We start from the raw sequence: 26,395 nt of genomic DNA on the forward strand, positions 1-26,395 counted from the left end.
TTACTCTACTTCTTCGAGCACCGAGCGAAGAAGGTCGGCGGTCTCCCGAAGGAAGATCGCAGCGCCGCGATCGGTCTGGTCGTGGTCGATGCCCCGGTTCGCGTCGACCTCGACCAGGCGCAGGAGCGTTCCCGGAGGCTGTGGTTCGTTCAGGATCTCCTCGAGGGCTGCCAGATACTGCCGGAGGAAGAAGGTGTTCCGCCGTGCCGTCCGCCGGACATGCTGCCTGATCTCCTCCGAACCCTCAGCGTCGGCAACATAGCCGTGCAGGAAGTGCCGAACCTTATCGATGGACGGGAGGGCTGTGCGTTCCTCCGCCCGGGATCGGAGCGGTTCCGGAAGCTTGGAGATGTCCATGATTAGTACCCTAGTCCGGCCGGATATGTCGTAACGATGAAGAACTCTGCTGGATCGGAGTCCTCAACCAGGCTGATGACGATCTTGACAATACTGGTCTCGCCGAATTCTGCTTGGCGAGGACCGACACCGTGCATGCCTTTGTTGTGGAACCCCTGGCCGACGCGATGCCCGGCATCGAACAAGCGGACGTGCTCGCCCTCCATCGCGAGGTCGCTCCGGATCTCTTCCCAGTTGTCCCGAAGGTATTTGTTGATCTCCCGATTCATCGTGGATGAATCGGTCCACTGATACGAGGCACTGGTATAGCCATCCCAACCCGAGTCGCCGTAGATCCGACCCTCGATGGTTTTCAGGTTCAGATCCCGGCGCAACGGAATGTCAGGGCTGTGCCGTTTGATCGTGTGTGCGCCGTTGTCTTTGTATTTCTCGTCATGATCGGTCATGTGCAACCTCGGCGGTGCCTCACCGAGTTGATCGAGTCGCCGCATGATGTCTGCGAGCTTCTCATCCTCCGACCTCGTGTCGTTGGGGTCGGGAGCGCCGGAGGGGTCGGTGGCGATGTGGGGCGGGTCGCCGGCCGTCATGGGGCGGGGGCGGCCCTCGCCGTCGACGGTGAGGGCGTCGAAGCGCATGACGTCGCACGGGACGTTGCGGCCCGAGTGCATCGGGCCGGACTCGCTGATCTGGCGGGTCTGGGCGTCCAGGTAGAGGATCGTGCCGTTCTGGTTCACCGCGGCGAACGCGTGCGTGCGACCCGCCTGGTCCTGTGTCGTGACGAAGGCGAACGAACCGTGACCCAGGCCCAGCAGATGGTTGCGCAGGCGGCCCTCGGCCAGCCGGACCTCGTTGCGGGCGTTCTCCGGATCCAGGGCGCCCACGTCGGTGAGGCCCTCGAAACGGCCACCCGTCGTCGCTTCGATCCGGGCCGAGACGCCCCGCTCGGCACCGTACGGGCGGGACGGATCACCGTTGCGGTAACCGTCGAACGTGCGCGGCGCGGACACCCGCGGGCGGCCGTGCATGTACGTGTCGAACAGTGACAACACCGTGTCACCGCAGTTGATCGACCGGGTCGGGTCGGCCTCCGGGCCACCGTCGTTGACCAGGCCGAACCACTCGCCGTCACGCGGGTCGGCCTGCCTCACCGGGTGGCCGTCGTCGTCGCGCGGCACGGCGCGTTCCAGGTCGGTCTGGTGCACCCGCAACGGCGGCCGCAGGCCACCCCGCTGGTGGTAGCGGCGCGTCGTGTCGATCGAACGCGGGCTGTCGTCGCCGGTCAGCGCCGAACGGTCACCCGTCTCCACCGGGCCGGGCGCGAGATCGCTCGCGCTCTCGTTGAGCCGCTCCCACTCCGCCCCGGTGACCTCGACGTCCCCGATCTCACCGCCACGCTCGATATCGGACGCCCGCACCTCCAGGTCATCGGCGTCGACCTCGAGCCGGCGGCGGTCCGCGACGATCCGGTCGGCCTCGGCGAGATCGCCGCGCTCGTCCGCGGACCGGAGCGGGTAACGCAGGTCGTCCGCCTGCGCCCGCTTCGTCTCGGCCTGCTTGCGCAGGTCACGGCCCATCTCCTGGCGATGGTTCTCGTCGAACTCGCGCCGGGTCCGCTCGTTCTCGTACTGATAATTCTCCCGGGCCTGCTGATCGGCCATCGCGTCCACGGCCGGCGTCTCCGCCAGCGTGACCTCGGGCTCGGTCCGCGGCCCCGGATCAAGAACGGACAGCGGATCGCTATCGGTCGGCGCGTCCATCGACTTCGGGTCCAGCACCGCCAGCGGATCGAAAACCTCGCGGTCCGGTTCGGCCTCCGTCGACGGCGAGCTTTCCTTCTCACCTGTACGCGTGACGCGCTCATTCTCCGGCGAAGGCGCACTGTCCTCCACCGACGTACGAACGGCCGGCCCATCCTCAGCGCGCGCCTGAACGCTCGACTCGTCAACCGGACTGTCGTCCACGGTCGTCGACTGCTCGACGCTCGGCGAGGGCGTCACCGTCTGCGCCTGCTGCGTGTCAACAGCCGGCGGCGTGCTGACGGTGGGCGTCGGCTCCGTGTTCACCGACGGCGGTGCGGGCGGCTGTGTGTCGACCGGCGGTGCGGGCGGCTGTGTGTCGACCGGCGGTGCCGTGTTGACCGGGGGCACGGGCGGCGGAGCCGGAGGGGCCGGCGGCGGGGACGGCTGGGTTACCGGGGGCTGGGGCTGGGCCTGCTGTTGCTGGTAGGCCAGCGGGGGCGGAGGCGGCGTGGTCCGGCTGCTGTAGTGCGGGGCCGGCGGGGTGTTCGGGACGGCCATCGGGTTGCCCTGGCCGTCGAGCAGCAGGGCGTTGAGCTGGATGACGTTGGACGGGTCGTTCGTGCCGTTGTGGCCGTAGAGGGTTCGGTGGCCGGGGCCGCCCGCGAAGTTCGTGGCGTCGACGCACACGCCGCTCTGCGGGTCGATGAAGTAGAGGACGCCGTTGTGGTTGACGGCGTTCCAGGCGTGCGCCGAACCGCCCGACCACTGGTTGATGATGATCGCGGTGGAGCCGTGGCCGCCCTGGAGCAGGGTGCGGGCGATCCGGGCGAAACCCTGGTCGATGTCATTCTTGGCGTCGGCGTCCGACCGGTTGCCGACATGGGGTGTGACCTCGGTGAAGCCGCTGCCGGTCACCCTCTCGGCGCGGTGGTGGCCGTCCGCCTCGCCGACGTGCCGGTCGGGGAGACCGTAGTTGTAGGCGTCGACGGTTCGGGCCGCGGCCACGGTCGGGCGGCCGTGCAGGTAGGTCTCCAGGAACGACAGCGAGCAGTCCAGGCAGTTGACGCCACGGGTCGGGTCGGAGGCCGGGCCGCCGTCGTTCATCAGCCGCAGCCACGGGCCACGCGGGTCGGGGGTGCGCAGGGGGCGGCCGTTCTGGTCCCGGGGAACCAGACGCTCCAGGTCCTCCTGATGCATCGCGAGCGGTACCCGCAGGCCGCCCGGCTGGTGGTAGCGGCGTTCGGTCCGGGCGTTCGGCGGGTTCGTGGTGCCGGTCAGCGCCGACTGGTCATTGCTCCAGACCGGGTTGTCGGAGAGGGCCCCCTGATCGAAGTTCGCCCGGTCGAAGTCCGTGCCGGTCAGCTGGATCGAGTAGGGGTTGCTCAGCAACTTGACCGCGTCGGCCCGGCGTTTGAGGGCGTCGAGCTCCTGCTTGCGGTGGTGCAACTCCCGGTCCAGGTAGAAGTCGCGCTGCTTGATGTCGAGCGCCCGCGCGGCCTTGTCCGCCTGCTGCCGAGCCACCCGCTGCCTGAGCCGGGTGTCCGCGATCTCGCGGTCCAGCGGCGTCAGGGTGCGCTGGACGATGTCGTTCTGAACGTCCAGCTTGTTCTGGTCGCGCTGGTCGAAGTACGCCTGCTCGGCCTGCTGCTGTTGCGGGGTCCGCTGTGTCAGGTGCGGAGCGCCGTGGGACGCGCCGGCCAGCGGCAGATCATTGCGGCCACCGTCCTGCCGCGACTGATCCTGGGATCCTGGCCGGTGGTCGGGCGAGGTGGACGGCCCGGTCTGCGACGGAATCGACGTGGACGGGCCGCCGGGAGTGCCGGTGCTCGGCTGACTCGGGCTCGTAACGTTCGTCGAAGTCGAAGTCGAAGTCGAAGTGGGAGACGACGTCGGGTTCGAGGTCGACGTCGTCGCGGTCGGGGTCCCGGTGGCGGCAGTGGTCGTGGTGTTCGTCGTCGCGGTGACCGGTGCGGTGCTGGTGGTGGCCGGTGAGGTGGAAACCGTCGTCGGGGATGAAGGCGACGGCGACGTGGAGGTAGCCGTCGTAGGGGAGAACGACGGCGAGGTGGTCGGTGACGGTCCGACGTTCAGGCTGCTCGGGGTGCTTGGGCTGCTGTTCGCGAGCGACACGTTCGGGCTCGGCGAACTCATCGGGCCGCTGGTGGCCACCGACGGCCCACCGACCGGCCCGGAGTTGCCGGTGTTCGGGGCGAACGCCACCGGCCCGTTCGAAGCCGTGCTGGACGGAGCCGTATGCACCGACGGCGACGAGGTCGAGACGCTCGGACCGGTGTTGGCCGGCGCCTCGACGGTCGGCGTGACCCCGGACAGCGTGACCCCACTGCTGGAGGTGGAGGTGGAGGCGCTGACCTGCGAATGAGTGGTCGTCGAGGCCTGAGCGGCGTCGTGGGAAGGCGAAGGCGAGGACGCCGGCGGAGACGACGACGGCGTCGAGGTGGAGGCGGAGCTGTGGCTCGCCGGAGACGACCCGCCACCGGACACGCTCCCGCCCGAGGAGGACGAGGAAGGCGACGAGGAGGACGAAGGCGACGAGGACGACGATGCGGAAGAGCCACCCTCCGACGCCCCCGAATCCGAGGACAGATCGCCGACCGCGGTGCTCACCCCCGTACCGGAAGAGGGGTTTGAAGCGGAAGACGAACCCGGCGCTGAATCACCCAGGGTGAGGCCCCCGGCGCCGTCGAGGCTGCCGCCGAGGTCCTTGAACTCCTGGCGGGTGCCGCCGACCGCCGACCCGGCCGCGCCGGACGTGGCCGCCTTGCCGAGGTCCTCCCAGCCGGGCAGCTCGCCGCCGACCAGGGATCCGCCCAGCTCACCGAAGACCTCACCACCGGCGCCGCGGAACAGATTGTTCTTCCCGCCCGCGCCGACGCCGGCGATCGTGGACGCCGCGCCACCGGCCGCACCCGCCGCCGTCGACTGGAGCAGGTCACCGACCGAGAAGTCGTCGTGCCCGGCCGCGTCCTGGTACGCCTGCACGCCGAGGTTGGTGAGCGCCTCCTCCTTGGCCTCGTCCTTGGCCTCGTGCAGCGCCTTCTTACCGAGGTCCTTCAGGCCCTTCTTGGTGGCGATGTCCTTGAGCGCCCGCTGCCCGGCCTCCTTGAGCGCCTGCTTGACGCCCTTCTTGGCGAGCTGCGCGACCAGCTTCTTGAAGATCTGCTGGATCGCGAACCGGGTCGCCGCGATCAGACCGCCGGCGGCCGGCGACGCCGCACCCAGCGTGAGCACCACCGTGATGCCGAGGCCGATCAGTTCGATGACGAACAGGCCCAGCTCGATCCACGCCTCGAGTTTGGCGGCCTCGATGTCGGCGCCGCACTCCTTGACCATGTCGCCCATCGCGTCGGCGAACGTGATCAGCGCGTTGAGCGGGGCGTCCTCACCGTTGGCGACCTTGTGCCAGGCGTCGATGAAGGCCTCGATCGTGGTGCCGCTGCCGCCGTACGCGTCGATGAACCGCTGGGCCGCCACGGCGGCGTCCTCCCGCGGGGTCACCAGCGCTTCCGCCAGCCTGTACCACTGGTCGGCGACGTCCCAGGTCAGCTTTTCGTTGCCCTCGGGCCAGTCGAAACCGACCACCCATTCGAGAGCGTCGTACGCCCATCCGGGCAGGTCCCACGGCGAGAAGTCGAACGGGTGCGGGATCGGGCTCGGCAGGATCGTCACGGCATCAGGCCCCGTACGACTTGGTGACGGTGTCGGAGGACCGCGCGTCGGCGCCCAGGTTGTCCTCGACCGAGGCGATGGCCGCGTCGCCGAGGCCCTGCACATACCCGGAGATCTTCCCGAACGCATCGGTGAACTGCTGCAACAGCGGACCGTAGTTCTGCTGGAAGGCGGCGCCGATGTCGTCGCGGCCCCACGGCTGGCCCTGACTGGCCGCGTTCACCTCGGCGACCGTGCTGTTGTTCAGGCTGACCAGCTGTTTCCCGGCGGCCGACAGGTCCCGGCCGGCGGCGGTGGCACGTTGCGGATCGAGGTACAGCTCACCGGTCATCGTCGTCACCGGCCTCCCGCATCAGCCGGTCCTGGCGGGCCAGCAGGCCACCGAAGTCGCCGTCACGCATGAACCGTGCCCCCGGCGAGTCGGCCGGAAGGTACTCACCGACCATCGCCTGCACCTGGTCTGTCGTCTTCGCGACAGCCTGCTCGACGGTCCGCAGAATCGTCCGGGACAGCTGGTCCGGATCCTGACGGCGGTAGACCTCCCGGTCCAGCTTCAGGTCGACCAACTGGCCGCGGGCGCCGACGGTCGCCTTCACCAGACCGTCCGGCGACTCCGCGGTGACGGAAAGCCTGGCCAGCCGGTCCTGAATGTCGTCGAGGCCCAGGCGCAGACGCTGGTACTGCGACACCACGTCGTCGAAACGCGCACGCAGCGCATGGTTCGGATCGCGGTCGGCCTGTCTGCTCACGGTGGTCTCCCCGAGGACTCGCGAATTGACTGGAGCAACCTACCAGCAGCTCTCTGCTCTAAGCTCCCCTCGCGATGGTTGAAGGAGGCAGCTGGATGATCACGCTCGCCGAGGCGCGGGAGATCGCCACGGGATGGGCTCACCGGCAGACGGTCCGGCGCGGCTACCCGTGCACACCGCAGGTCGATGAGTTGGCGCTCGGCTACGCGGTCTGGATGCGGCTGCCGCCGGAGGCGCGGACCGGGCCGGGCGAGGACGTGATCACCGTCATAGACCGGGAGACCGGCCGGCTCTCGCACTGGCCGCCGGCGCCGTCCGAGGAGCTCGACCAGCGCTACACCGCCCGCCGGGATGCCGCCGTCGGGTTGCACCAGACCTCCGATCCGGTCGCTGAGCTGCGGCGGGAGGCGTATCGGCGGGTCAGCCCCTCGGTCGCCGCGCACTTCACCACCTCCGACGGGCGGCTGTTCCGGGCCCGCGGCGCCAAGGGCGACCAGGAGCTGCGGCACCACCCGCTGGTCGCCGAACGGCTGGCCGCGATCGCGCCGGGGGAGATGGTCCGCGGGGCGGAGCGGCACGCTGAGCTGCTGGTCGTCTCCGACGTCCTGTACGAGGCGGGCAGCCTGGGCGGCGGGCAGTTCGAGACGTTCCACATCCGGGAGAGCGGCGACCCCCGTGGCGGGGAGCCCGCGACACCCTGCTTCACCTGCTGTGACGTGCTCGTGGCGCTGGGTGTGCTGGGGGAGGACGACCGCACGTACCGTAGGATCCGCCGCCTTGCCGAAGGCACCGATCCGCGGCCGGGCCGGTTCCCGCCGGACGTGGCGTGGGAACTCGCCGCCGAAGGCTGGGAGCCTTCACCCGTGCGGGAACGTCGCGCTTCAGCGGTCCTTCGGGCCATCGAGGAGAACAAAGGCGCGGAGTACGAGCTGAGGCGCTTCCCGGCCGCGGAGGCCGCGTTCCTGGAGTTCTACGACGTCGCCCCGAACCGCAACTGTCCCGGCGTCGCGCAGCGGGTCCGCTGGTTCCAGTTGGGCACCGGGTCGCCGCGTCACCTGGCCGACCCGCTGGGCGAGTTCGGCCGGGCCGTCGGTGCCCGGATGTTCCCGCTCGGCATCGAGGGCTACGAGGAGGCGGTGCTCGCGATCGACGAGCGCGGCCGGGTGTTCTCCCTCGACCAGGGCGGCGAGTGGTTCATCGGCGAGACCCTCGACGAGGCGATCGTCGCGCTGCTCACCGGCCTGCCGGCCGCCCGCATCCGTGACGATGGCACCTGGAGTCAGCGATGATCAGCCGTACCGAAGCCGAAGCCGCCGCCGCTGCCTGGGCGCGCGCCGAGACGCTGACCCGTGGGCAGCAGTGGCGGGCATCTGTCGAGGAGTTCGACCAGGGGTTCATCGTCCGGACCGTCGCGGACGGCCCGGCCGACCCGGGCGCCGGTGTGACCGTCATCGACCGGGAGACCGGCCGCGTCTCGACCTGGCCGGCCTGGCCGTCGGAAACCCTCAAGGAGCAGTACGAGCAGCGCCGCCCCGAGGTGGTCGGCCCGCCGAGGACCGCCGACCCCGAGGTCCAGCTCCGCCGCGAGATCCACCGTCGGCCCGCCCCTTCGGTGGCCGCCCACGCGACCGTGGACGGCCGTGTCTACATCGCCCGCGGCGCCAAGGGCGACCAGAAACTCAACCACCACCGGCTCGTGCTGGAGCGGCTCGCCGAACAGTCACCGCGGGAGACGGTCCGCGGCTGTGAGCGGCACGCCGAACTGATCGCCTGCTCGGACGCGCTGCACGACATCGATCGCCGGCGGCACATGGCCGGTCAGGCCCCGCTGACGCTCGACGACGCCCGGGAGCTGCTGCGGGCCTCCCAGTTCCAGACGTTCCAGATCCACGCGCCCGGCGACCCGCTCGCCGGCAGGCCGAACGACCCGTGCGAGACCTGCACCTACGTGCTCACCCAGTTGCGGCTCATGCCGTGGGGCAAGACCGGGGCGCTGCACCACTTCGTCGCCCCGCCCCGGCCCAACCCGGATCCGGCCCGGTTCTCCGACACGCTCGCGTCGGAGATGCTCAACCACGGCTGGTTCCCGGACGTGCCGAACGAGTACAACACCGAGATGATCGAGACCCTGGTGGAGAGCGACGTGCTCCCGGTCCACGGCCAGCAACACCAGCATGAATGGTTCCCGGCGGCGGGGGAGGCGTACGGGCACACCAACCTGCTCGTGCTGTCGCGCCGGGCGCCCGGCCTGGAACAGCGCTCCCGGATGGTGCATGTCAACCCCGTCGACGCCGCGCACACCGCCGACCTGCTCCACGAGTTCGGGCAGGTCATCGGGGTGCGACTGTTCCCGCTGGGCCGGGTCAACGACGAGTCGGTCCTGGCGATCGACGAACACGGACGGGTGTTCGACCTCGACCAGGCCGGCGAGTGGTTCGTCGCCGACACGTACATCGAGGCTTTGGAGACCCTGGTGCTGGGCAAACGCACCTACCGTGTCCGCGACGACGGCACCTGGGGCCCTGAGTAGCTCGCCGTCGCTGCGGCGGTTCACAGTTTGGTGGCCCGCGTCAGCACACGGAAGTCGAGTATCTGTTCTCCTCGTTCGAGACCGTGGGCGATCTCGGCGATGACCTGCAGTCGTGCCTTCTCGTAGGCCACGAGCTCGTGTGACGTCCGATATCGGGTGACCGCGTCATCGGTGTCGAGGTACAGCTGGGCGGCCCGATGGTTGATGTCGGCGGCGGCGCGGCCGGGCCGGCTCGTCGTCGCGTGCAGAAGCGCCGAGAACAGTGCCAGAGCCTCGGCCAGGCGGATCGTCGCCCGCAGGTGGGTGGAGATGCCGTCGGTGCCGGCGCGCCGGACCTGCTCGATGGCGTGCTCCGAGTGGCGGATGCCGTCGACCGCCATTCTTCGTGCCCGCTCCAGATTGAAGGCGCTGCGTGAGCGGAGCACCTCGGAGAGGGCTCGCCGCCGCCATGCTGCCTGGCCGATCGCGATGAGCCCGGACGGCACGGGATCGGTGTCGGTCGCCGTGGCGAAGCCGTTCAGCACATGGGCGGACTCCGCGTACTTCCGCCGTGCGGAGTAGACGACCGACAGATTGAGCGTCGCCTCCGCGAGCAGCGGGCGGGGTGCGCCACGTGCGACCGCGGTGTGGTACCAGCCCGAAGCGAGGGAATGCAGCGCCGGATAGTCGCCGGCGGCCCTGGTCACCACGGCCGCGGCACGGCCGCACCAATGCTGGTCGAGCCGGGGGGAGACGGAGGGTTCGAGCCATGCCAGCAGGAGCGCGAGATCAGGATCGGTGGCGCCGCGCCGGCCCTGACCCTCCAGTGTGCGGATGGCCGACATCACGGTCTCGGTCTCGGAGTCCATGCCGATCATGTCGCTGACCAGCGCGCTCGGGATGATGATGGGCGGCGGCGTTCCGCCGGCGGGTGGCCGCGCGGCGTTGCCGGGCAGCGCCTCCAGCAGGTCCCAGATGGCGATGCTCATCCTGGCTTCGGCGCGGGCGTGGCGTACCTGATTGATCGGTTGTTCCGGGCGCCCGAGGGATCCGCTGAGGCGGGACCGGTTGTGCCGGAACTCCCACCAGTCGAGGTCCTGCCAGAGTTCGTCGCGGGTGCCGGGGACGGGGCCACAGGTACGGCGTGCGGAGCGCAACGCGTTGAGCAGCAGCCCGCGAAGATCGTCCTGATCGAAGCGTCCCGTCAAGCGGCTGAACCAGTCCGACCCGGTCGGCGGTGGTTCGACGGCCGGCCGGAACGGTCCGGGGCCGGGCGAGGGCGCCCACGCCCCGGCGAGCTTCTCCAGGGCCTTTCGCCGGCACTGCCGGACACCGCTGGCACCGAGCAGATGCGCGTCCCGCGATCGTTTGCGGCCGGTCGTGACCGTCACGGCCGGCAGCAGTGTTGCGATGCTCGGGCTTTCGTCGCTCGTCGTCGCCGGCAGCCGGGTCAGTTCGAGCCCGTAGCTGAACGACACCACCGCATGTTCGACATCCGACAGGATCTTCGCTCGGCTGACCTGATCCAGCAACATCCGTCTTGTCTGGCCGAGCGGGCGCCGCAGACCGGTCGCCGGATCGATGAAATAGCCGGACAGCGAAGTCGGCGCCACCCTGGTTCTCGGGGAGCAGGTGCCGTCCAGAACGGACCGGAAGCAATTCAGAAGATCATGCAGCTCCTCGGCCTCCGGCTGGATCACGCATCAACGCTATCAAGGTCGAACCCGTGTTACGTTCCAGAAGTGATCGGTTGACGTCGATGTGGGCGGGGGAAGCGTGATCGAAGTGAACGCCGCGACACCGATCTGGATCTGGCTCGACAGCGCGGCCACCTGCAACATCGCCTGCAAGCTGTGCTACACGACGCCGATGCGCTCGCCGTCGTTCATGCCTTTGGAGTTGTTCACCGGAATCGTCGACGCGGTCCGGGCGGCACCGGTCGAGGTGATCAAATTCCATCTCAACTGGAGAGGCGAGCCGGTGAGCAATCCCCGGCTCGCGCAGATGCTGTCGATACTCTCGCGGCATCCATGGCCGGTGGAATGGCACACGAACGCGACCATGCTGACCAGGCGCAAGGCAGCGGCGGTCGTCGAATCACACCCGGGGCAGCGGATCATGTTGTCCCTCGACGGTGGAAACCGGAGCTCCTTCGAAGCCAATCGCGGCGCCGGCACCTGGAGCAGGGCGCTGCGCGGCGCGGAGGCGCTGCTGGACGCCAGGAACGGCAGACCGAACCCGAGCATCGGCATCCATCAACTCGACCTGGGCGTCGACCCCCGACAGTGGGAGACCCGCTTCCACGACATCGTCAGCCGCGTCGACCAGCACGTCATCGAGAAACCGGTCGACCTCGACGGCGCCGTCGTCGGCCACCAGCCGGTCGCCATCCCCGACGGCCCCTGCTTCTGGATGGGCAACATCCTGGCGATCGACGTCAACGGAGACGCCTGGACCTGCCTGCTCCGCAACGGAACACGCCTCGGCTCGGTCATCGCGGAGGGCGTACAACCGCTGCTGGACCGGGCTCGAACACTACGGCAGCGGGTCGCGCACGGCACCCGCGCGGCGGTGCCGGGCTGCGCGACCTGCCGGAAGAAGGAAGGACATGCGTGGGTTTGACAGCGCCGCCGACCGTGCGAGAACCTCGCTGACACGGCACGGCTTCCAGGCATGCCACCTGACCGAACTGCCGCCCGGAGCGGGACATCGGCGCTACCTGCGGGCGGCAACCGATCGCGGGCCGGTCGTCTGCTGTGTCCTCGACCCGGTCCGGGGCCACCCGGCAGCACTTCGCTTCTGCGCCGTCCAGGCCCGGCTGCGAGCCGCCGGAATCCGCGTGCCGCGGATAATCGCCTACGACCAGCCCAACGGCGTCCTGCTGCAGTCCGACCTCGGTGGAGACTCCCTGACCCGGATCCTCGCCCAGGACCCGACGCCCGCGGTCATGACGTCGGCGTTGACCGTCATGGCCTCGATCAACGCCATACCGGTCACCGCCGCGCGACCGGGTGGAACCGGGCCGACGGCCGCCGCACACCCGCTCCTCGAGTGGTATCTCCCGTACGCCGGCGAGACCGGCCCCACCGCGTGGCCTCCCGTTCTCGAATCACTCGGCCGAGCCGTCGCCCGGCAACCCCGACTCCTCCAGCACAACGACTTCCACTCCGGAAATCTGATCATCGAACCGGACGGCAGACTGGGTGTGGTCGACTTCCAGGACGCCGCCGCCGGCCCGGCCCTGACCGATCTCGCGACCTTCACCTTCGACCCCGCCCTCCGCCGCAACCGCGCGGACCGCGACACGGTCATCACCTCCGCCGCGGCGATCTGGCGCGCCACCGGGCTACCCGCGGGCCCGCACGCTACTTTCATCGAGAACGTCCACATCGCGGCCGTCCACCGCCTCCTCCAGCTCATCGGCGTCTGCGCACGGCTGATCGTCCGAGACGGCAGGACGCGGTACCGTCGCGAACTCGACAACGCCCTCTGGTACCTGCGCGACCTGCCGGCGGCCGGCGACCTCATCCGCGCCGTCCAACAGCTGATCCCCTCGCCTCCCGCCGGGCCGGCATGACCGCCGCCGACGACATGCTCGCCCGAACCTCCGGCTACCTCGGCATCACCGCAGCGGACCTGCACGCCGGCGACCGAGGCTACGCGGCAGCGCTGCGCCGGCTCCTGAACCGGAACGGCACACCGGCGCCCCCGGGCACCCTCGCCACAGTTCTCCGTGCCGTCGCCACCTACCAGAGAAGACACGGCGGGCTCCGCGACGACGGCGTTCCCGACGAGGCCACACTCTGGCGGCTCCACCTCGGCGCGGCCGCCGACCGCGACCTCCGACGCGTCGGCCAGACCCCGGTCGACGTCCGGAGGAGGGCCGCCGCCGGCCGCCGTCGCATGACACACGGACACCACGACGTGTGGCTCCGCGGCGACGCGGCATGCGCGTTCCGCGCACTCCGCGACGAGGCCACCAGGATCGGCGCGATCGTCACGTCCGCCGGTGGGCTGCGCCGCCCCGCAAGCCTCGTCACCGCCGGCCGATCCGCGGCCTCCATGCATTACGCCGGCCTCGCCTTCGACCTCTGGATCCACGACGGGATGAAGGACCCGGCATCAGACCCCTACGTCGTCACCCGGACCCGCGACACCTGGCAGGTCTGGGCTCGGACGGCGCAGGGCGTCACCCGGACGCTCGACGCGATCGTGCACACCGGATCGGCGATCATCACCGAACGCGTACGGGCGACCGTCATCGACTTCACCACCCTCGCGGCACGGCACGGATTCCGGCCCATCGGCCCGAGACCGGGCTTCCCGGCCGACTACCTCTGCGCGGAGTGGTGGCATTTCCAGTACGGCGCGACCCTCCACCCGTGGGTGAGCCAGTTCGGCATCGAGATGATCCGAACCGGCCGGTACACCCTCGACAGCCTGTCAACGTTCGAGCACCTCTGGAGCCTCCGCGAGCTGATCTACGGCCGCCGGGGCGGCTGGCTGTGAGGACCGCCGAGCCTCGGCGATCCGTCTGCCGAGATGAACGGCGCTCGTGATGATGCTCAACACGCTGGCCACCACCGCCAGCAATTGCTCAACGTGCATGTCGACCCTCCCGAACTCGGAACGCTTCCGAGACGAATACTCCCGACCGGATCGAGGCGGGTCTGCTGTCGAGTGAATGCGACGGTGAACGGGCACAGCGACCGCCATTTCCCCACAGGATCCGCGAAACTCGGTTCCTTCCGGTGGCCGAGATCCCAGTAGCGTGTGACGGCATGCGACGTACGCCCGAACAGCGGGCCCGGGACGCGCTGCGCGCCCACGCCCCCGAACGCGCCGGCCACGAACTCGGCCGGCTCGGGTCCGGGCTGGACAACACGGCCTTCCTCGCCGGTGACCTGGTCCTGCGGGTGGCCGGCGGGCATGACGTCCGGCGTGAGGCGGAACTGCTTTCCCGCGTACGCCCGAGGGTGTCGCTGCCCGTGCCCGAGATCCGGTTCGCCGACGAGGAGGCCGGGGTGCTCGGCTATCCGCTGCTGCCCGGCCGGCCGCTGCTGGGACGGCCCGCCGGGCCCGGGCTCGCGCCCGTGATCGGCCGGTTCCTGCGGGAACTGCACGCCATCGACGTGCCCGGACCGGTCGAGCCCGCGGAGCCGGGGGAGTGGCTGGAGGATCTCGACGGGCCGCCCGGCCTGCTGCGGATCCTGCGGGAATCGGTGCCGGCGGCCGGCGAACGGCTGGTGCTCACCCATGCCGACCTCGGCGCCGAACACCTGCTGGAACACGACGGCCGCATCACCGGCGTGATCGACTGGACGGACGCGGCAGTCACCGACCCGGCCCTCGACTTCGCGCGCCTCTACCGTGACTTCGGCGCCGGCTTTCTCGCCGGGGTGGCCGGCGCCTACGGGCCGCTGCCGGACCGGGATCGCATCGTGTTCTTCGCCCGGTGCGCCGCGCTGGAGGACCTGGCCTACGGCCACGAACCGTACGTCCGCGCCGCCCGCAACAGCCTCACCTGGCTGTTTCCCGGCCGCTCCGTACGCGATGATCACCGGCCGTGGGCCGATTGGTAAGGTCCGTGGCAAAGATCGGGCATTACTGAAGGAGTCGCGGTGAGCACGCTCGGCCGGGGTGGGCGCAGCTGTCTGCTGGTCATCGACCTACAGGAGGCGGTGGTCGCCGACTGCCTCGACCGCGACGGCGTCCTGCACCGCACCGCGCGGCTCGTCGACCGGGCCCGCGCCGCCGGGACGCCGATCGTCCACATCCAGCACGACGGCCCCGGCCTGGAACGCGGCAGCGACGGCTGGCAGCTCGCCGCCCCGCTGCGCTACCCGGGCCAGTCCTTCGCCGTCGCCACCCACGACACCGTCACCCTGACCTGATCACCGGCTGTTCGCCCGGCGCTTGAGGGTCCGCTGATAGTCCTGGAAGCGGGCCTTCGCGATCACCGACCGGTCAGCGGTCCGCAGCACCAGGCCCTCGGCCGCGCCCTGACCGGACTCGTCCAGCGCCACCAGCGTGCGGGGCAGCCGGTCGCCGAGGAACGCGTACATGCCCTCGACGTCGGACGGCAGCTCGCCGGAGTCGATGGTGAACAGCCGCGGCGTCAGCTCCAGACCGCTGGCCGCGGCTTGCTCCGCCAGCTCCCGCTCGCCGAGGAAGCTCTGACCCTGCTCGTCGCGCCACCGGGAGATCCGCTGGGGCGGCCACGCCAGCCTCTCCGCCCAGCCGTCGAGCACCGCGACGTCGAACAGCCGCCAGCCGGTGCCGCCCCTGGTCGAGTACTGCTTGGCCTGACCACCGATCTTACCGCCGTAGAGTTCCAGGTAGAACACCCGGATCCTGTCGGCGCGCGTGCCGGCCAGGGCGTCGGCGAGCGGGCGCAGGTTGTCCACGATGCCCAGCGCCGGGTTGCCGATCAGATCACCCCGCGCGTAGAGCAGCTCCTCCCGCGAACCGAGCAGGTAGCCGCCGTCCGGCAGCAGGATGACCCGCGAGTTCGTGCCGTCCACCTTCTCGGTCCCGATCACCGGACCGGGGAAGACCGTCACCTCCTCGGTGAGGCCGCCGTTGCGCGGGTCCAGCTCGTGATAGGTCGGGATCGACGGGTACTTGGTCAGCGAGTTGAGCGCGGCCAGATTCACGGCCCGGATGTCGAAGCCCGGCATTGTCTCCCCCAGGGATGCGGTGCGTGATGCCGACGATCGTGGCAGCGCCCTCGACGACGGGCGACCGATTTACGCGCCCCGACGGATCGGGCCGGGGCTGCGCCGGCCCGTCGACTCACCCGCGCCGAAGGCCGGCCGGCCAAGTGGCCCGACGCCATCGCCGCCGGACGAGCCGTCCGGCGCGGCAGCGGTCAAGACAACCAGTGACCAGGGTGGACGCTGTCGTCCAGCGTCGTGACCCAGTCGCCGCCGGCGGCGCGGACGATGAGGTGGCCTTGGCCTTGGCCTTCGCCGAAGCGCAGCACCGCGCCCTCGGCCTGCGCATACTTTCCGAACAAGGGTGCGGCGCCGGTCAGCCGGGCGCCCATGAACGCCGCCGCCGGACCGTACGCTGACCGCTGATCCGGCGAGACGGTGACCGGCCGCAACTCCACCTCGTCGCGGCACCCGCACGAGATCAGGAGTGGGTGGTCGCCGAAGCGCCAGAGCAGGTCACGCGCCGCCGGGTGGCTCAGATCTTCGCCGCGTACAGGTTGATGCGCGACGACGTCGACGCCGTCCAACCGGTGACCGATCAGCCCGGTCAGCAGCTCGGCGATCGTGGCCCGAGCCGGCACCGCGTAGGTGTCGACGCCGAGCCGGTTGAGCACCACGAAGAGCTGGCCCTCGACGAATGTTCCGGTCGTGGTCAGCGCCGCTTCCACGTCGGCGACCGGCGCCGGTTCCAGACCGGCCTCCCGCGCCCACGCCACCGCGGCGTCGGCGGCGGCGGTGCCGCTCAGCGTCTCGGCGAGCATGCGCTGCCTGGTCGCGGCCGCCTCGGCTTCGTATTCCGGGTCCACCCAGTCGGCACCCAGATAGTTGCCGTCCTCGTCGAACGGCGACGACGGCAGCGCCGTGTACGCGACCGCGCCGTCGATGTCCAGCCAGGTGTCCCAGAACGGCGTCCGCACACCGACCGCGTGCACATATGCGGCGGAGCTGTCGAGGATGTCGGCGGCCAGCACCGGAGCCCCGGTCGCGTCACGCAGGTCGGTGAGGAACGTGTCCGGGAGGTCGCCGGACGAGGCCCAGATCCGGGTCACCTGCCATCCACCGGAAACCTGGTCGTACTCCAGGTCGCCGTCGTGCAGCTCCGGCACCTCGGGCAGCAGCTCCCACACCAGAGGCTCGCCACGATGGATGACGAAACTTCCCCAGAATCCCATGGGAAGTGATCATGGTCCATCCGAGCGTACGTGTCAGCCCGAAGCGCCTGGTCGTCAGCACGCGTAGTAGCCGGCCCGCGTCGCCGCTTGGCCGTTGAAGGCGGCGAACTGTTCAACCCACGCCGTCACCTGTTCGGCGCCGGGGTGCTCGTCGAAAAAGGACAGCAGCTCCGCAACAACTCCCGCGTCCAGGGCGGCGCGCAGCCGGCGGGCGATGAACTCCGCCTCCGCCGCCGTAGTGTGGCCCTCGCTGTACGCGAAACGTCGGGCAGGCAGCGTTTCCTCGGAGACCTCCAGTCCTGGTGTCTCCAGCGCTTGCGTGAAGCCGTCCCCGCTCAGCACCCCGGCCTCGACCATGATCAACCGGACGTAGTTCATCTGTTCGCTGCTGAACGCGCAGGGGGTGCCGGCAAAGCCGTCGTCGGTCGGCGGGTCGAAACTGAACGCGAATCCCATGATCGCGAAGAATAGCGTTGCCCTGCTCACCCCGTGAGATCCCGATCGGGTCCGTGCCCTGGCTGTGCGATCGTGGTGGCCGTCCAGAACTGGACCAGGAACTCGGGGTCGTCGCCGTCGCCGAAGCGGCAGGACAGTCGCACGTGCTGGTCGCCCGGACGGGCGAGCGTGAACCCGGGATCGGCCCAGCCGGCGGTCACCTGGTTCAACCGGATCGCCCCGGACGGGCAGCCGATGGTCACGGCGACGACGTCGTCCCACTCGTGGTCCTCGGCGGGCTCACCGTCCCACTCCTCCAGGCGCAGGACCGCCTCGTCATTGTCGAACGGTGTTTCCACCAGGATCGACGACCGGCCGGCGCAGACCCAGTCGCCGGCCTCGTGCGGGAACGGCAGGTCCTCCTCGGCGCCGTCGTCGGCGATGCCGAAGAGCCGGTGGTCGAGTAGCGTCGTGGTGGTTACCGCTGTCAGCCGGCTGCTCACAACCGGTCTCCTTCCGTCCGGGGGAGTGGACATGAACTGTGTGATCGTCCAGCAATGGGTCTCTGTGGACGGCTTCCTCGCCGGCCCGAACGGTGAGCGGGACGTCTTCGCGGCCGTCCAGGATTTCTCGGCCTCCGAGGCGCACAACATGGCGCTGCTCAAGTCGGTCGACGAGGTGCTGCTGGGGCGGCGAACGTACGAGTCCTTCGCGGCGTTCTGGCCGACGGCGACCGACGAGCCGATGGCCCGGCAGGTCAACGCACTGGCCAAGACGGTCTGCTCGACCACGCTGACCGAGGCGCCGTGGGGCTCGCACGCGCCGGCCCATGTCGTGGCGGACGCGGTCGAGTATGTGCGGTCGCGGCGCGAACAGCGGTGCCGGACCATCGTGTGGGGCAGCGCGTCGGTGATGCGTGCCCTGTTCGCGGCCGGTGAGGTCGACCAGTTGGAGCTGTTCGTCGCCCCGATCGCGCTGGGCGATGGCACACCGCTGCTGGAGCGCGGCGGCCCTCCCCTTCCGCTGCGGTTGCGGGAGACCGAGACGTGGCCGGCCGGCGTGGTCCGCATCCGCTACACCACCTGAGCGGTGTCCAGGGACTCACGGACCGCGTGCAATCGGTCGGCGAGGCCGGGCGCCCTCTCCCTCAGGGCGCCGGTGTGGGCGGTGCGGCTCTCCAGAAGCTGACTCCAGAGAACTCCCCGGCCCGATTCCAGCACCTTCGCGGCTTCTCCGGGTGGGCCGGCGAGGACCGCGCACGCCGCCGCGTCGGTGGCCAGCCCGGCCCAGTCGCTCAGTAGTCGTTCCCGGCTGTCGCGCTGGATGCCGCGCCAGCTCAGCAGCGGGAGGAGCGCGATCCCGGCGGAGTAGCCCCGCCAGGCGGCGGGCCATCGCTCCCGGCGGGCGCAGGAGTCACCCCACGCCCGGGCCGCGGCGATGCGGTTGCCCAGCGGGCCGGCGCTGGAGGCCGCGGCGTCGGTCCACGTCGCGACGGCGCCGTCGTGCTCGCCGTGCAGGTCGAGCAGGTAGCCGAGGTGGAATTGGTAGCCGGCCCGGTTGGGGTTGCCGGGTGGGCTGGCGTCGATGGCGAGGCGGGCGTAGTGCAGGGCCTCGTCCAGGTCGGGGGCGGCGCTGCTGTCCTCGTACCTCTCGAGGAGGGTGAGGCTCAGCTCCTCGATGGAGATCGGCTGGTAGGGGGAGTCGCCGCCCGCGGTGACGGCCGCGCGGGCGGCTTGCAGGGCTTCGTCCACGTCGTCGTGGCCGGGCTCGTGTTTGTGCCGGGTCCGCAGGATCCGGGTGAGCCCCATCAGGTATATCGGCCGCTCCGGGTCTGCCGCGGTGAGGCCGGCGACGGCTGCCCGGCTCGTCTCGACCGCCTCGTCGATGTCCGCGGAGTCACGCAGGGCGAGATATCGGTCCCGCAGCGTCAGTGCCAGATTGGCCAGGGCGGTGGCGCGCTCCCGGTGCCGGGTGGGCAGCACGGCCAGCACGGCCCGGCAGGCGTCGATGGATTCGTGCAGGTCAGCCAGCTCGCCGCGCTGGCTTGCCCGGGTGCGCAGACCATTCGCCAGGTTGATCATCGTGGAGGCGCGGCCCGGATGGCCGGTGGGCAGGATCGCGGCGGCGGACCGGCTGGCGGCCACCGCGTCGTCCAGGTCGCCGATCCGGCCGAACTGTTCGAACCGGATCTGTAGCGACACGCTCAACGCCGACACGAACATGCCGTGGTTCGGGTCGCTCGCGTCGGTGTCGGCGGCCGCGACCCGCGCCAGCCGAATGGACTCGTCCAGGTCGGCGGGATCGCCGGTGGTCAGAAATCGGGTCCGCAAGCCGAGCGCGAGGTTGGCGTGCGCGGTGGCGTTGTCCGGCCCGGCCTCTACCGCGGCGCGGCCGACCGTGATCGCCTCGGCCAGGCGGCCGGGGCCGCCGTCGGCGTTGAACAGGGTGATCAGCGCACCACCGAGCCCGGACAGGCAGGTCACCCGCACCGGATCGCCGTGGGGCAGGGCGTCCGCCGCCCGCTGGAACACCGTGATCGCCTCCCGCAGGTCGGCGAGGTCGCCGGACTGCTCGAACCGCCAGACCAGAGACGCGGCGAGGTTGGACCCGAACCAGGGCAGCCGGTCGTCGCCACCGGCCAGGGCCGCCCGTCCGACGGTGATCGCCTCGTCGAGGTCGCGGTCCTGAGCGGATAGGCCGTATCTGATCAGGATGGTCTCGGTCAGCCGGCCGGCGCGCAGGGTCCACTCCGGGTCGTCGGTGGCAGGCGAGGCGAACCGGTCCCGCATCACCTCGATGAGGTCGTCGAGATCGCGCGGGTGCTGTGTGAGCCGGTAGCGCTCGTCCAGCACGAACTCCAGGGTGTGCCGGAACGCGTCGGCGCCGAAGCCGGCGAAGTGGCCGGTGGCCAGGGCGGCGCGGGCGGCTTCGACAGCCGCATCGAGCTGGCCGGGAGCCCCCATGCGCTCGAATCGCATGCGGTAGCCGTTGGCCAGGTTGAGCAGGTGAACGCCGCGATGCGGATCGTCGGCCAGGGTGGCGTCGATGCCCCGCTCCAGCATGGCGATTGCCGTGTCGAGCAGGGCCGGGTCGTCCTCGGTGGTGAGACCGTCGAGGATGCGTGCGGCATCGTAGGACGACTCCCGGTCCACGGTCTCGCGGAACTCCTGCGGAACCAGATTCGGATCGACCTGGTCGAGGATGGCGAAAAGCTCGCGCGCCGCATAGAGATCCTCGCGGTGATCGTCGGTCGGCAGGGCCCGCCAGCGTGACCAGTGCAGCCACGCCACCGTCTCCACGACCTCGACCGGAACCGGCTGCCCGCCTGTCACGAATGCATTCAGCAGCTCCTCGGCGTCGGCGATCACCGTCGGTTCGAACAGCGGCAATCGGTCGTCGTGGTCGAGGAATGCGCGGATGCGGAGGTCGAGGGCGGCCAAGAGATGCTGGGGATCCGTCATGGGGCGGCCTCCCGGTCGCGGAGGTGTTCCAGGCCGTCGAGGATCAGGTCCAGGCCGAAGGTGATGTCCGGATCGCCGGGGTGGTGGCCTTCGGCGACCTGGCGGGTCAGCTCGGCCATGTGCGGATATCGGCCGCCGGCCAGCAGATACTCATACGCCGCGGCGGTGTCGGCGTAGTCGGCGGCGGCGATCGGGAAGTTCAGGCGGCGCAGGGTGAAACCGTAGACATAGCTGTCCATGGTGTTCCAGGCGTAGTCGGCGAGCCGCCAGGAGAAGCCGGCGCCGCGCAGCACGCCGAGGGTGAAGTCGATGTAGCGCAGCATCGCCGGGCCGGTGTTGGTGCGCGACATCAGCAGTGCCGGCGCCCAGGGGTGGCGGGTCAGCACACGGTGGGCGGTCTCGCCGCGGCGGCGCATGGCGGCTTTCCAGTCGCTGTCGTCGCCGGGCAGGTCGATCTCGTCGACCACCAGGTCGACGATGCCGTCGAGGACGGCCTCCTTGTTGGCGACATGCCTATACAGCGACATGGCCTCGACGCCCAGCTCGCGGCCGAGGTGGCGCATCGAGAGCGAGTCGGTGCCTCCGGAGTCGGCCAGCGCCAGGGCGGCCTGGAGCACCCGTCGCGTGCTCAGGGGCTCTCGGGACTTCGGCATCTTCTCGTCTCTCCGGTGGGGTTGCGGAACCGCTCGACCATACCGCACCCTTGCTTACGTCGTAAGCTTACACTGTAATCAGGAGGTGGAGTGCGATGAGGGCACTGGTCCAGACCGCGTTCGGATCACCCGGCCAGCTCGCGTTGCAGCAGGTCACCGACCCCGTCCCGGGCCCGGGCGACCTGCTCGTGCGGGTTCACGCGGCCGGGCTCAACGCCGCCGACCGGATGACCCTGCGCGGCGAGCCGTTCGGGATCCGGGCCGTCGCCGGCGGCCTGCGAAGACCCCGTGCCGGATTCGTCGTCGGCCGGGCGCTCGCCGGCCGGGTCGAGGCGGTCGGCGACGGCGTCCGTGACCACCGGGTGGGCGCCGACGTGCTGGCCGAGACCCCGGCGGCGGTCGGCGAGCTGGCCCGGGTCCCGGCCCGGCTGGCCGCCGCGAAACCAGCCGGTCTCAGCTTCACCGAGGCGGCGGCCCTGCCACTGGCCGGGACGACCGCGTTGCAGTCGATCCGGGACGCCGTCGGCGCCCGCGCCGGCCGCCGCGTGCTCATCACCGGCGCCTCCGGCGGCATCGGCACCTTCGCCGTCCAGCTGGCCGCCGCCCGCGGCGCGATCGTCACCGCCTCCTGCGCCGGGCGTAACGCCGGCCTGGTCCGGGCACTCGGCGCAGGCGGGGTCGTCGACTACGAGCGCCGCGAACCACTCGCCGCGCCGGGGGAGGGCTACGACGCGATCCTCGACCTGGCCGGCAACTACACCCTCGCCGAGCTGCGACAGGCGCTGCGGCCCGGCGGCGTCCTCGTGCTGTCGGTCGGCACCGGCGGCCGCTGGCTCGGCCCGGCCCGGCGCATCCTCACCGGCAAGCTCACCCGCGGCGGCCCGGTGCGCACCCTCCTGGCCCGCCCTGACCGGGAGGACCTCACCGAGATCGCCGAGATGGCCGCCGCCGGCGAGCTCCGCCCGGTCATCGACCGGGTCTACCCCTTTCCCGAGGCGGCCGCCGCCCTCCACCACCTGGACCGCGGCCGGGTGGCCGGCAAGATCGTGATCGCGATGACCGGCGAGCCAGGCTGATCACAAGCACACCCACGTCCCGCACCGGGCTGGCACGGGACGTGGGTTCGTGGGCGTCAGTCGAAGATGTCAACGTTCAGGATCGGGTGCTGGCCATTCGGCGAGCCGATCGTCGAACAGGTGAGCTCGTCCGGCGCATCGCACTTGAAATCATTATTATCCGACGTGTCCGGGTCATTCCAATAGATCACCACATCGCCGTAATCAGTTTCATAGGTGACGGTCCCCCCGGTGCCACCCTCATCCTCGCTCGACGCCGTGCTCATGCGGCCGATACCATTGCTTGCTATCGTCTCCGGCGGATATTGAATCCATTCTCCATCGGTAACCTGCGAATGCGTCAGAACCATCACCTCGCCGGTGCGGTTCTTGACGATGACCTTGGTGGTGTAGTCACCGGGATCGGCGGATGCCATGGTCGGCAGCCCCGCGGTGAGCGTTCCGGCCGCCAGCACGGCGGCACCCACGGCGCGCATACCCGATATACGGAAACCAGGCAGGGTCATGCTGAAATCCCCTTAACAAGATCGCGAATACGGAGGCGATAACCGCCATCCGTGAGTCGTTCTCAAGTATCCCGTCCACGTCTCCGGCCGCTCACCGAATCCGCAGGACCCGAATAAAGTCGGTCCGGAATTCCGTTCCGGCGATGGATGCAGACACGGAAAACGGAAAAACGAATTCTCGGCCGACAGAGCTATGCGAACAGAGCGGCCAGGTTGTTCAAGGCCATCCGGGTGCCCAGCTCGTTGTCGGCGGACGGAATCACATCAGGGATGTTCTCGTGCACGATCACCACTTCGGTCCCGCCGGGCACGGCGGTCAGCCTCGTCGTCATCGTCATCACCGAGCGCAGCGCCGGATCGCCGGACTCGAACCGGAACTCCTCGACCACCTCGGCATCCGGCACCAGCCTGCGGAAACAACCGTGGTACGTGTCGGTGTGCGCCGACGACTTCCCCGACCCGGCCGGCGACCCATACGTCAGCGAGATCCGGAAACGACCACCCTCCCGGGCGTCGAACTCGTGCACCTCGCTGGTCATGCCCTCCGGCACCCGCCACCTCGCGAGCGCCGACGGGTCCAGCAGCGCCCGGTAGACCTCCGCCGGACTGGCGGGCACATGCTGGGACACCGTCGTCGTGTACACCCGGCGATCCTATGCGTTCAGGATGATCAGTTGCCGGGTCGCGCGAGTCATCGCCACATAACGGTCCACCGCCCCGAACGCCTCCGGCTCCACCAGGACCACCAGGTCGAACTCCAGACCTTTGGCCAGCTCCGGGGTCAGCGAACGGACCCGCGGCGTGCCCTCGAACGACGGATCACCGATCACACAGGCCACACCCTCCGGATGCCCGGCCTGCCACGACGACAACACCTCGGGCAGGTCGGCGACAGCGCCGTGGACGACGGGCAGACCACTGCGCCGAATCGACGCCGGCACGTTGGCATCCGGCAGCACCGCCCGGATCACCGGCTCCGCCTCCACCATCACCTCCTCCGGAGTGCGGTAGTTGACGGTCAGCGACGCCACCGCCACCCGGTCGACACCGACCCGCGCCAGGCGCTCCCGCCACGACTCGGTGAAGGGCCGCCGGGTCTGCGCCCGGTCGCCGACGATGGTGAAACTGCGCGACGGGCAGCGCAGCAGCAACATCCGCCACTGGGCGTCGGTCAACTCCTGCGCCTCGTCGACCACGATGTGCGCGAACGGCCCGGCCAGCCGATCCGGATCCACCGTGCCCAGGGCCGCCTCGTCGACCAGGGCATCGTGGAAGTCCTCGCCGCGCAGCATGGTCACCAGGCCGGTGCCGTACTCGTCGTCGGCCGCCTCGATCAGGTCGTCGACGACCCGGGACATGCGCTCACGCTCGGCGGCCGCCGTCGCCTCCCGCCGCCGCGCCCGCCCGGACGCATCCGGGTCGCCCAGCCGCTGCCGGGCCGCGTCCAGCAACGGCAGATCGGACACCGTCCACGCCTGAGCATCCGCGCGCTGCAACCGGCGGACCTCGTCCACACTCAACCAGGGAGCACATTTGCGCAGGTAGGCGGGCACCGACCAGAGATCCGCCACCAGATCGGTGGGCTTGAGCACCGGCCAGACCCGGTTGAACGCCGCCCGCAGGTCACGATGCGGCGGCACGTCCAGGACCGCCAGCAACTCGGCCCAGATCTGGTCGCGAGCCTCGTTGTGCGGGGTCCCGGGCTCCACCGCCTCGAACGCCCGCGCCCAGTCGGCGGCGGTCACCCGTACGTCCGCCTCGTCGGTTTCAATGATCATCGGCTTGGTGGGCGGCTCCTCATAGAACCGGACCGCCGCCTCGATCGCCCCCACCATGTCCACCGACGACTTGAGCCGGCCCACCTCCGGATCGGCCTCCACGGTCGCCGTGGCGCCCTCGGCGACCAGATCACGCAGCGTACAGATCTGCACGTCCTCCTCACCCAGGCTGGGCAGCACATCGGAGACGTACGCCAGATAGGGCTGATGCGGCCCGACGAACAGCACCCCACCACGACGCCGGCCCAACCGCGGATCGGAGTAGAGCAGATAGGCGGTCCGGTGCAGCGCCACCACCGTCTTGCCGGTGCCCGGACCACCGTCGACCACCAGTGCCCCGCGCGAACCGGCCCGGATGATCGCATCCTGATCGGCCTGGATGGTGCCCAGCACATCCCGCATCCGGTCCGAACGCTCCGCACCGAGACTCGCGATGAACGCCGACTGGTCGTCGAGCGCCGCGGCGTGCCCGGCGAAGTCGTCCGCCGCGAACACCTCGTCCCAGTAGTCGCTGATCCGCCCCCGCGTCCACCGATAGCGGCGACGACTGACCAACCCCATCGGATTACCGTGCGTGGCGCCGAAGAACGGCTCGGCCGCCGGCGACCGCCAATCGATCAGCAACTGACGGCCGCTGCTGTCGGTGAGACCCTGCCGCCCGACATACACCGGCTCCGGATCATCGGCGCTGACCATGTGCCCCAGACACAGGTCCACACCGAACCGGCGCAGCGACCGCAACCGCGCGCTGAGCCGCCGAACCTCCTGGTCACGATCGAGCGCCTGCTGACCGATCCCGGCGCGCGCCCGGCGCGCGGTGTCGAGCCGGTCGGAGAGTTCGGACAGTCGCAGTTCGAGCGATTCCGCCAGCGCGGCGAAATGCCTCTCGTCGGCGGCGATCAGCGCCGGTTCGGCCTTGGCGGCAAGGTTCACGGGCAGGTGGAACACAGAGTTCAAAACGCGGAATCCGATCCTCGATCGCGACGGGGGACGGCGAACGCCGACCCCATGAGCAGCGATTTTGCGCCCCATCCCGGGTCTTGCCGCAAGCCCCGGGGTGCGATATACCTTGGAAAAGGAAGGGGAGTGACCAGACCTCCCAAACCCCAAACCCCAAACCCCAAACCCATCCTTTCGGGTGCGGCGTCGCGCGCTCCCGGAGCCCTAATCCCGCCAGCGGTAACCGGTGCCGTCGAAGACGATGATGCTGAGGTCCCGGTGGTCGTTCACGTCACGGATGTGGCCGCCGTACCCCGTCTCCGCGACGTGTGGCGCGAGCAACCCGAACAGTTCGTGCGGATAGCCCATGTCGTCATCGAGCACCCAGATTCGGGCGTAAAGTCCCCATTGGTCCCGCCGTCGTACCAGCTGGGCGAACTCGCCCCCGGGCAGGTAGCTGTCCGGATCCGGTTCGAGCAGCCGGTACGTGTACTCGTCCTCGATCAGCGCGGGCCGCTCGTCGAGGTCGCCGAGGTGCCAGCGCAGCACGTCGAGGATCTCCGCCGGGACGTCGTCGGCGAGCAGGCAGCTGAAGACGACCTCGTAGTGATCACTCAC

The 26,395-nt window shown here is 70.1% G+C and carries 24 protein-coding genes; 9 read left to right on the forward strand and 15 right to left on the reverse strand.

Annotation, left to right across the window (positions count from 1 at the left end; genetic code table 11):
• From IEZ13_RS42790 to IEZ13_RS42805, 4 genes are read right to left on the reverse strand one after another with little or no spacing between them, the layout of a single operon-like run.
• Positions 1–357, reverse strand: a complete 357-nt coding sequence (locus IEZ13_RS42790) for a hypothetical protein (protein WP_229795731.1) — start codon at positions 355–357, stop codon at positions 1–3.
• Positions 358–359: 2 nt separating this feature from the next.
• Positions 360–5,783: a toxin glutamine deamidase domain-containing protein gene (locus IEZ13_RS42795; RefSeq protein ID WP_183227122.1), complete on the reverse strand. Its 5,424-nt coding sequence runs from the start codon at positions 5,781–5,783 to the stop codon at positions 360–362.
• A 4-nt stretch (positions 5,784–5,787) separates the two neighbouring features.
• Positions 5,788–6,114: a hypothetical protein gene (locus IEZ13_RS42800; protein ID WP_183227123.1), complete on the reverse strand. Its 327-nt coding sequence runs from the start codon at positions 6,112–6,114 to the stop codon at positions 5,788–5,790.
• Positions 6,104–6,532, reverse strand: a complete 429-nt coding sequence (locus IEZ13_RS42805; RefSeq protein ID WP_183227125.1) for a YbaB/EbfC family nucleoid-associated protein — start codon at positions 6,530–6,532, stop codon at positions 6,104–6,106. The genes IEZ13_RS42800 and IEZ13_RS42805 overlap by 11 nt, the downstream gene beginning before the upstream one ends.
• Positions 6,533–6,627: 95 nt before the next feature.
• Here IEZ13_RS42805 and IEZ13_RS42810 point away from each other — a divergent pair, with 95 nt between their 5' ends.
• Positions 6,628–7,821 (forward strand): SUKH-3 domain-containing protein, encoded by a 1,194-nt coding sequence (locus tag IEZ13_RS42810; RefSeq protein WP_183227126.1) that lies wholly within the window; start codon positions 6,628–6,630, stop codon positions 7,819–7,821.
• Positions 7,818–9,062: an SUKH-3 domain-containing protein gene (locus tag IEZ13_RS42815; protein ID WP_183227128.1), complete on the forward strand. Its 1,245-nt coding sequence runs from the start codon at positions 7,818–7,820 to the stop codon at positions 9,060–9,062. The genes IEZ13_RS42810 and IEZ13_RS42815 overlap by 4 nt, the downstream gene beginning before the upstream one ends.
• A gap of 20 nt (positions 9,063–9,082) precedes the next feature.
• Here the strand turns inward: IEZ13_RS42815 and IEZ13_RS42820 are convergent, their stop codons facing one another.
• Positions 9,083–10,741, reverse strand: coding sequence for a hypothetical protein (locus tag IEZ13_RS42820; RefSeq protein ID WP_183227130.1), 1,659 nt, complete (start codon positions 10,739–10,741; stop codon positions 9,083–9,085).
• A gap of 76 nt (positions 10,742–10,817) precedes the next feature.
• On the opposite strand from IEZ13_RS42820, the gene IEZ13_RS42825 reads away from it, so the two are divergent.
• The 5 genes from IEZ13_RS42825 (at position 10,818) to IEZ13_RS42845 (ending at position 14,935) form a co-directional block, all read left to right on the forward strand.
• The gene (locus tag IEZ13_RS42825; RefSeq protein ID WP_183227132.1) at positions 10,818–11,663 is read left to right on the forward strand and encodes a radical SAM/SPASM domain-containing protein; all 846 of its coding nucleotides are present in this window, start codon (positions 10,818–10,820) and stop codon (positions 11,661–11,663) included.
• Entirely contained in the window at positions 11,650–12,618 is a 969-nt protein-coding gene (locus IEZ13_RS42830; protein ID WP_183227134.1) for a phosphotransferase, read from the forward strand. Before IEZ13_RS42825 ends, IEZ13_RS42830 begins: the two co-directional genes overlap by 14 nt.
• Positions 12,615–13,550, forward strand: coding sequence for a peptidoglycan-binding domain-containing protein (locus tag IEZ13_RS42835; RefSeq protein WP_183227136.1), 936 nt, complete (start codon positions 12,615–12,617; stop codon positions 13,548–13,550). The genes IEZ13_RS42830 and IEZ13_RS42835 overlap by 4 nt, the downstream gene beginning before the upstream one ends.
• Positions 13,551–13,822: 272 nt before the next feature.
• Positions 13,823–14,623, forward strand: coding sequence for a phosphotransferase family protein (locus IEZ13_RS42840; RefSeq protein WP_183227139.1), 801 nt, complete (start codon positions 13,823–13,825; stop codon positions 14,621–14,623).
• 39 nt (positions 14,624–14,662) lie between these two features.
• On the forward strand, positions 14,663–14,935 hold the full coding sequence (locus IEZ13_RS42845) for an isochorismatase family protein (protein ID WP_183227140.1): 273 nt from the start codon (positions 14,663–14,665) through the stop codon (positions 14,933–14,935).
• Here the strand turns inward: IEZ13_RS42845 and IEZ13_RS42850 are convergent, their stop codons facing one another.
• From IEZ13_RS42850 to IEZ13_RS42865, 4 genes are all read right to left on the reverse strand, one after another.
• Positions 14,936–15,721 carry an RNA ligase family protein gene (locus IEZ13_RS42850; RefSeq protein WP_183227142.1) on the reverse strand — a complete coding sequence of 262 codons (786 nt, stop codon included), beginning with the start codon at positions 15,719–15,721 and terminating at the stop codon, positions 14,936–14,938.
• Positions 15,722–15,912: 191 nt separating this feature from the next.
• On the reverse strand, positions 15,913–16,929 hold the full coding sequence (locus IEZ13_RS42855; RefSeq protein WP_183227144.1) for a hypothetical protein: 1,017 nt from the start codon (positions 16,927–16,929) through the stop codon (positions 15,913–15,915).
• 54 nt (positions 16,930–16,983) lie between these two features.
• Positions 16,984–17,385, reverse strand: coding sequence for a hypothetical protein (locus IEZ13_RS42860; RefSeq protein ID WP_183227146.1), 402 nt, complete (start codon positions 17,383–17,385; stop codon positions 16,984–16,986).
• A 26-nt stretch (positions 17,386–17,411) separates the two neighbouring features.
• On the reverse strand, positions 17,412–17,867 hold the full coding sequence (locus IEZ13_RS42865; protein WP_183227148.1) for a hypothetical protein: 456 nt from the start codon (positions 17,865–17,867) through the stop codon (positions 17,412–17,414).
• A gap of 31 nt (positions 17,868–17,898) precedes the next feature.
• Here IEZ13_RS42865 and IEZ13_RS42870 point away from each other — a divergent pair, with 31 nt between their 5' ends.
• The gene (locus IEZ13_RS42870) at positions 17,899–18,450 is read left to right on the forward strand and encodes a dihydrofolate reductase family protein (RefSeq protein WP_183227150.1); all 552 of its coding nucleotides are present in this window, start codon (positions 17,899–17,901) and stop codon (positions 18,448–18,450) included.
• Here IEZ13_RS42870 and IEZ13_RS42875 read toward each other — a convergent pair.
• Complete coding sequence (locus IEZ13_RS42875) at positions 18,438–20,825, reverse strand: tetratricopeptide repeat protein (protein WP_183227152.1); 2,388 nt, start codon at positions 20,823–20,825, stop codon at positions 18,438–18,440. The genes IEZ13_RS42870 and IEZ13_RS42875 overlap by 13 nt on opposite strands.
• On the reverse strand, positions 20,822–21,478 hold the full coding sequence (locus IEZ13_RS42880; RefSeq protein ID WP_183227153.1) for a TetR/AcrR family transcriptional regulator: 657 nt from the start codon (positions 21,476–21,478) through the stop codon (positions 20,822–20,824). The genes IEZ13_RS42875 and IEZ13_RS42880 overlap by 4 nt, the downstream gene beginning before the upstream one ends.
• Before the next feature lie 95 nt (positions 21,479–21,573).
• Between IEZ13_RS42880 and IEZ13_RS42885 the strand changes: the two genes are divergently transcribed.
• Complete coding sequence (locus IEZ13_RS42885) at positions 21,574–22,554, forward strand: NAD(P)-dependent alcohol dehydrogenase (protein WP_183227154.1); 981 nt, start codon at positions 21,574–21,576, stop codon at positions 22,552–22,554.
• A gap of 56 nt (positions 22,555–22,610) precedes the next feature.
• On the opposite strand, the gene IEZ13_RS42890 is transcribed toward IEZ13_RS42885, so the two are convergent.
• The 4 genes from IEZ13_RS42890 to IEZ13_RS42905 form a co-directional block, all read right to left on the reverse strand.
• Entirely contained in the window at positions 22,611–23,060 is a 450-nt protein-coding gene (locus tag IEZ13_RS42890) for a hypothetical protein (RefSeq protein WP_183227156.1), read from the reverse strand.
• A gap of 191 nt (positions 23,061–23,251) precedes the next feature.
• Positions 23,252–23,704 carry an SRPBCC family protein gene (locus IEZ13_RS42895; RefSeq protein ID WP_183227158.1) on the reverse strand — a complete coding sequence of 151 codons (453 nt, stop codon included), beginning with the start codon at positions 23,702–23,704 and terminating at the stop codon, positions 23,252–23,254.
• A gap of 9 nt (positions 23,705–23,713) precedes the next feature.
• The gene (gene helR, locus IEZ13_RS42900) at positions 23,714–25,795 is read right to left on the reverse strand and encodes an RNA polymerase recycling motor ATPase HelR (RefSeq protein ID WP_221246315.1); all 2,082 of its coding nucleotides are present in this window, start codon (positions 25,793–25,795) and stop codon (positions 23,714–23,716) included.
• Between the two features lie 207 nt (positions 25,796–26,002).
• Positions 26,003–26,395, reverse strand: coding sequence for a hypothetical protein (locus IEZ13_RS42905; RefSeq protein WP_183227162.1), 393 nt, complete (start codon positions 26,393–26,395; stop codon positions 26,003–26,005).

The sequence above is a fragment of the Actinoplanes campanulatus genome, from assembly GCF_014647795.1.
Taxonomy (GTDB): Bacteria; Actinomycetota; Actinomycetes; order Mycobacteriales; family Micromonosporaceae; genus Actinoplanes; species Actinoplanes campanulatus.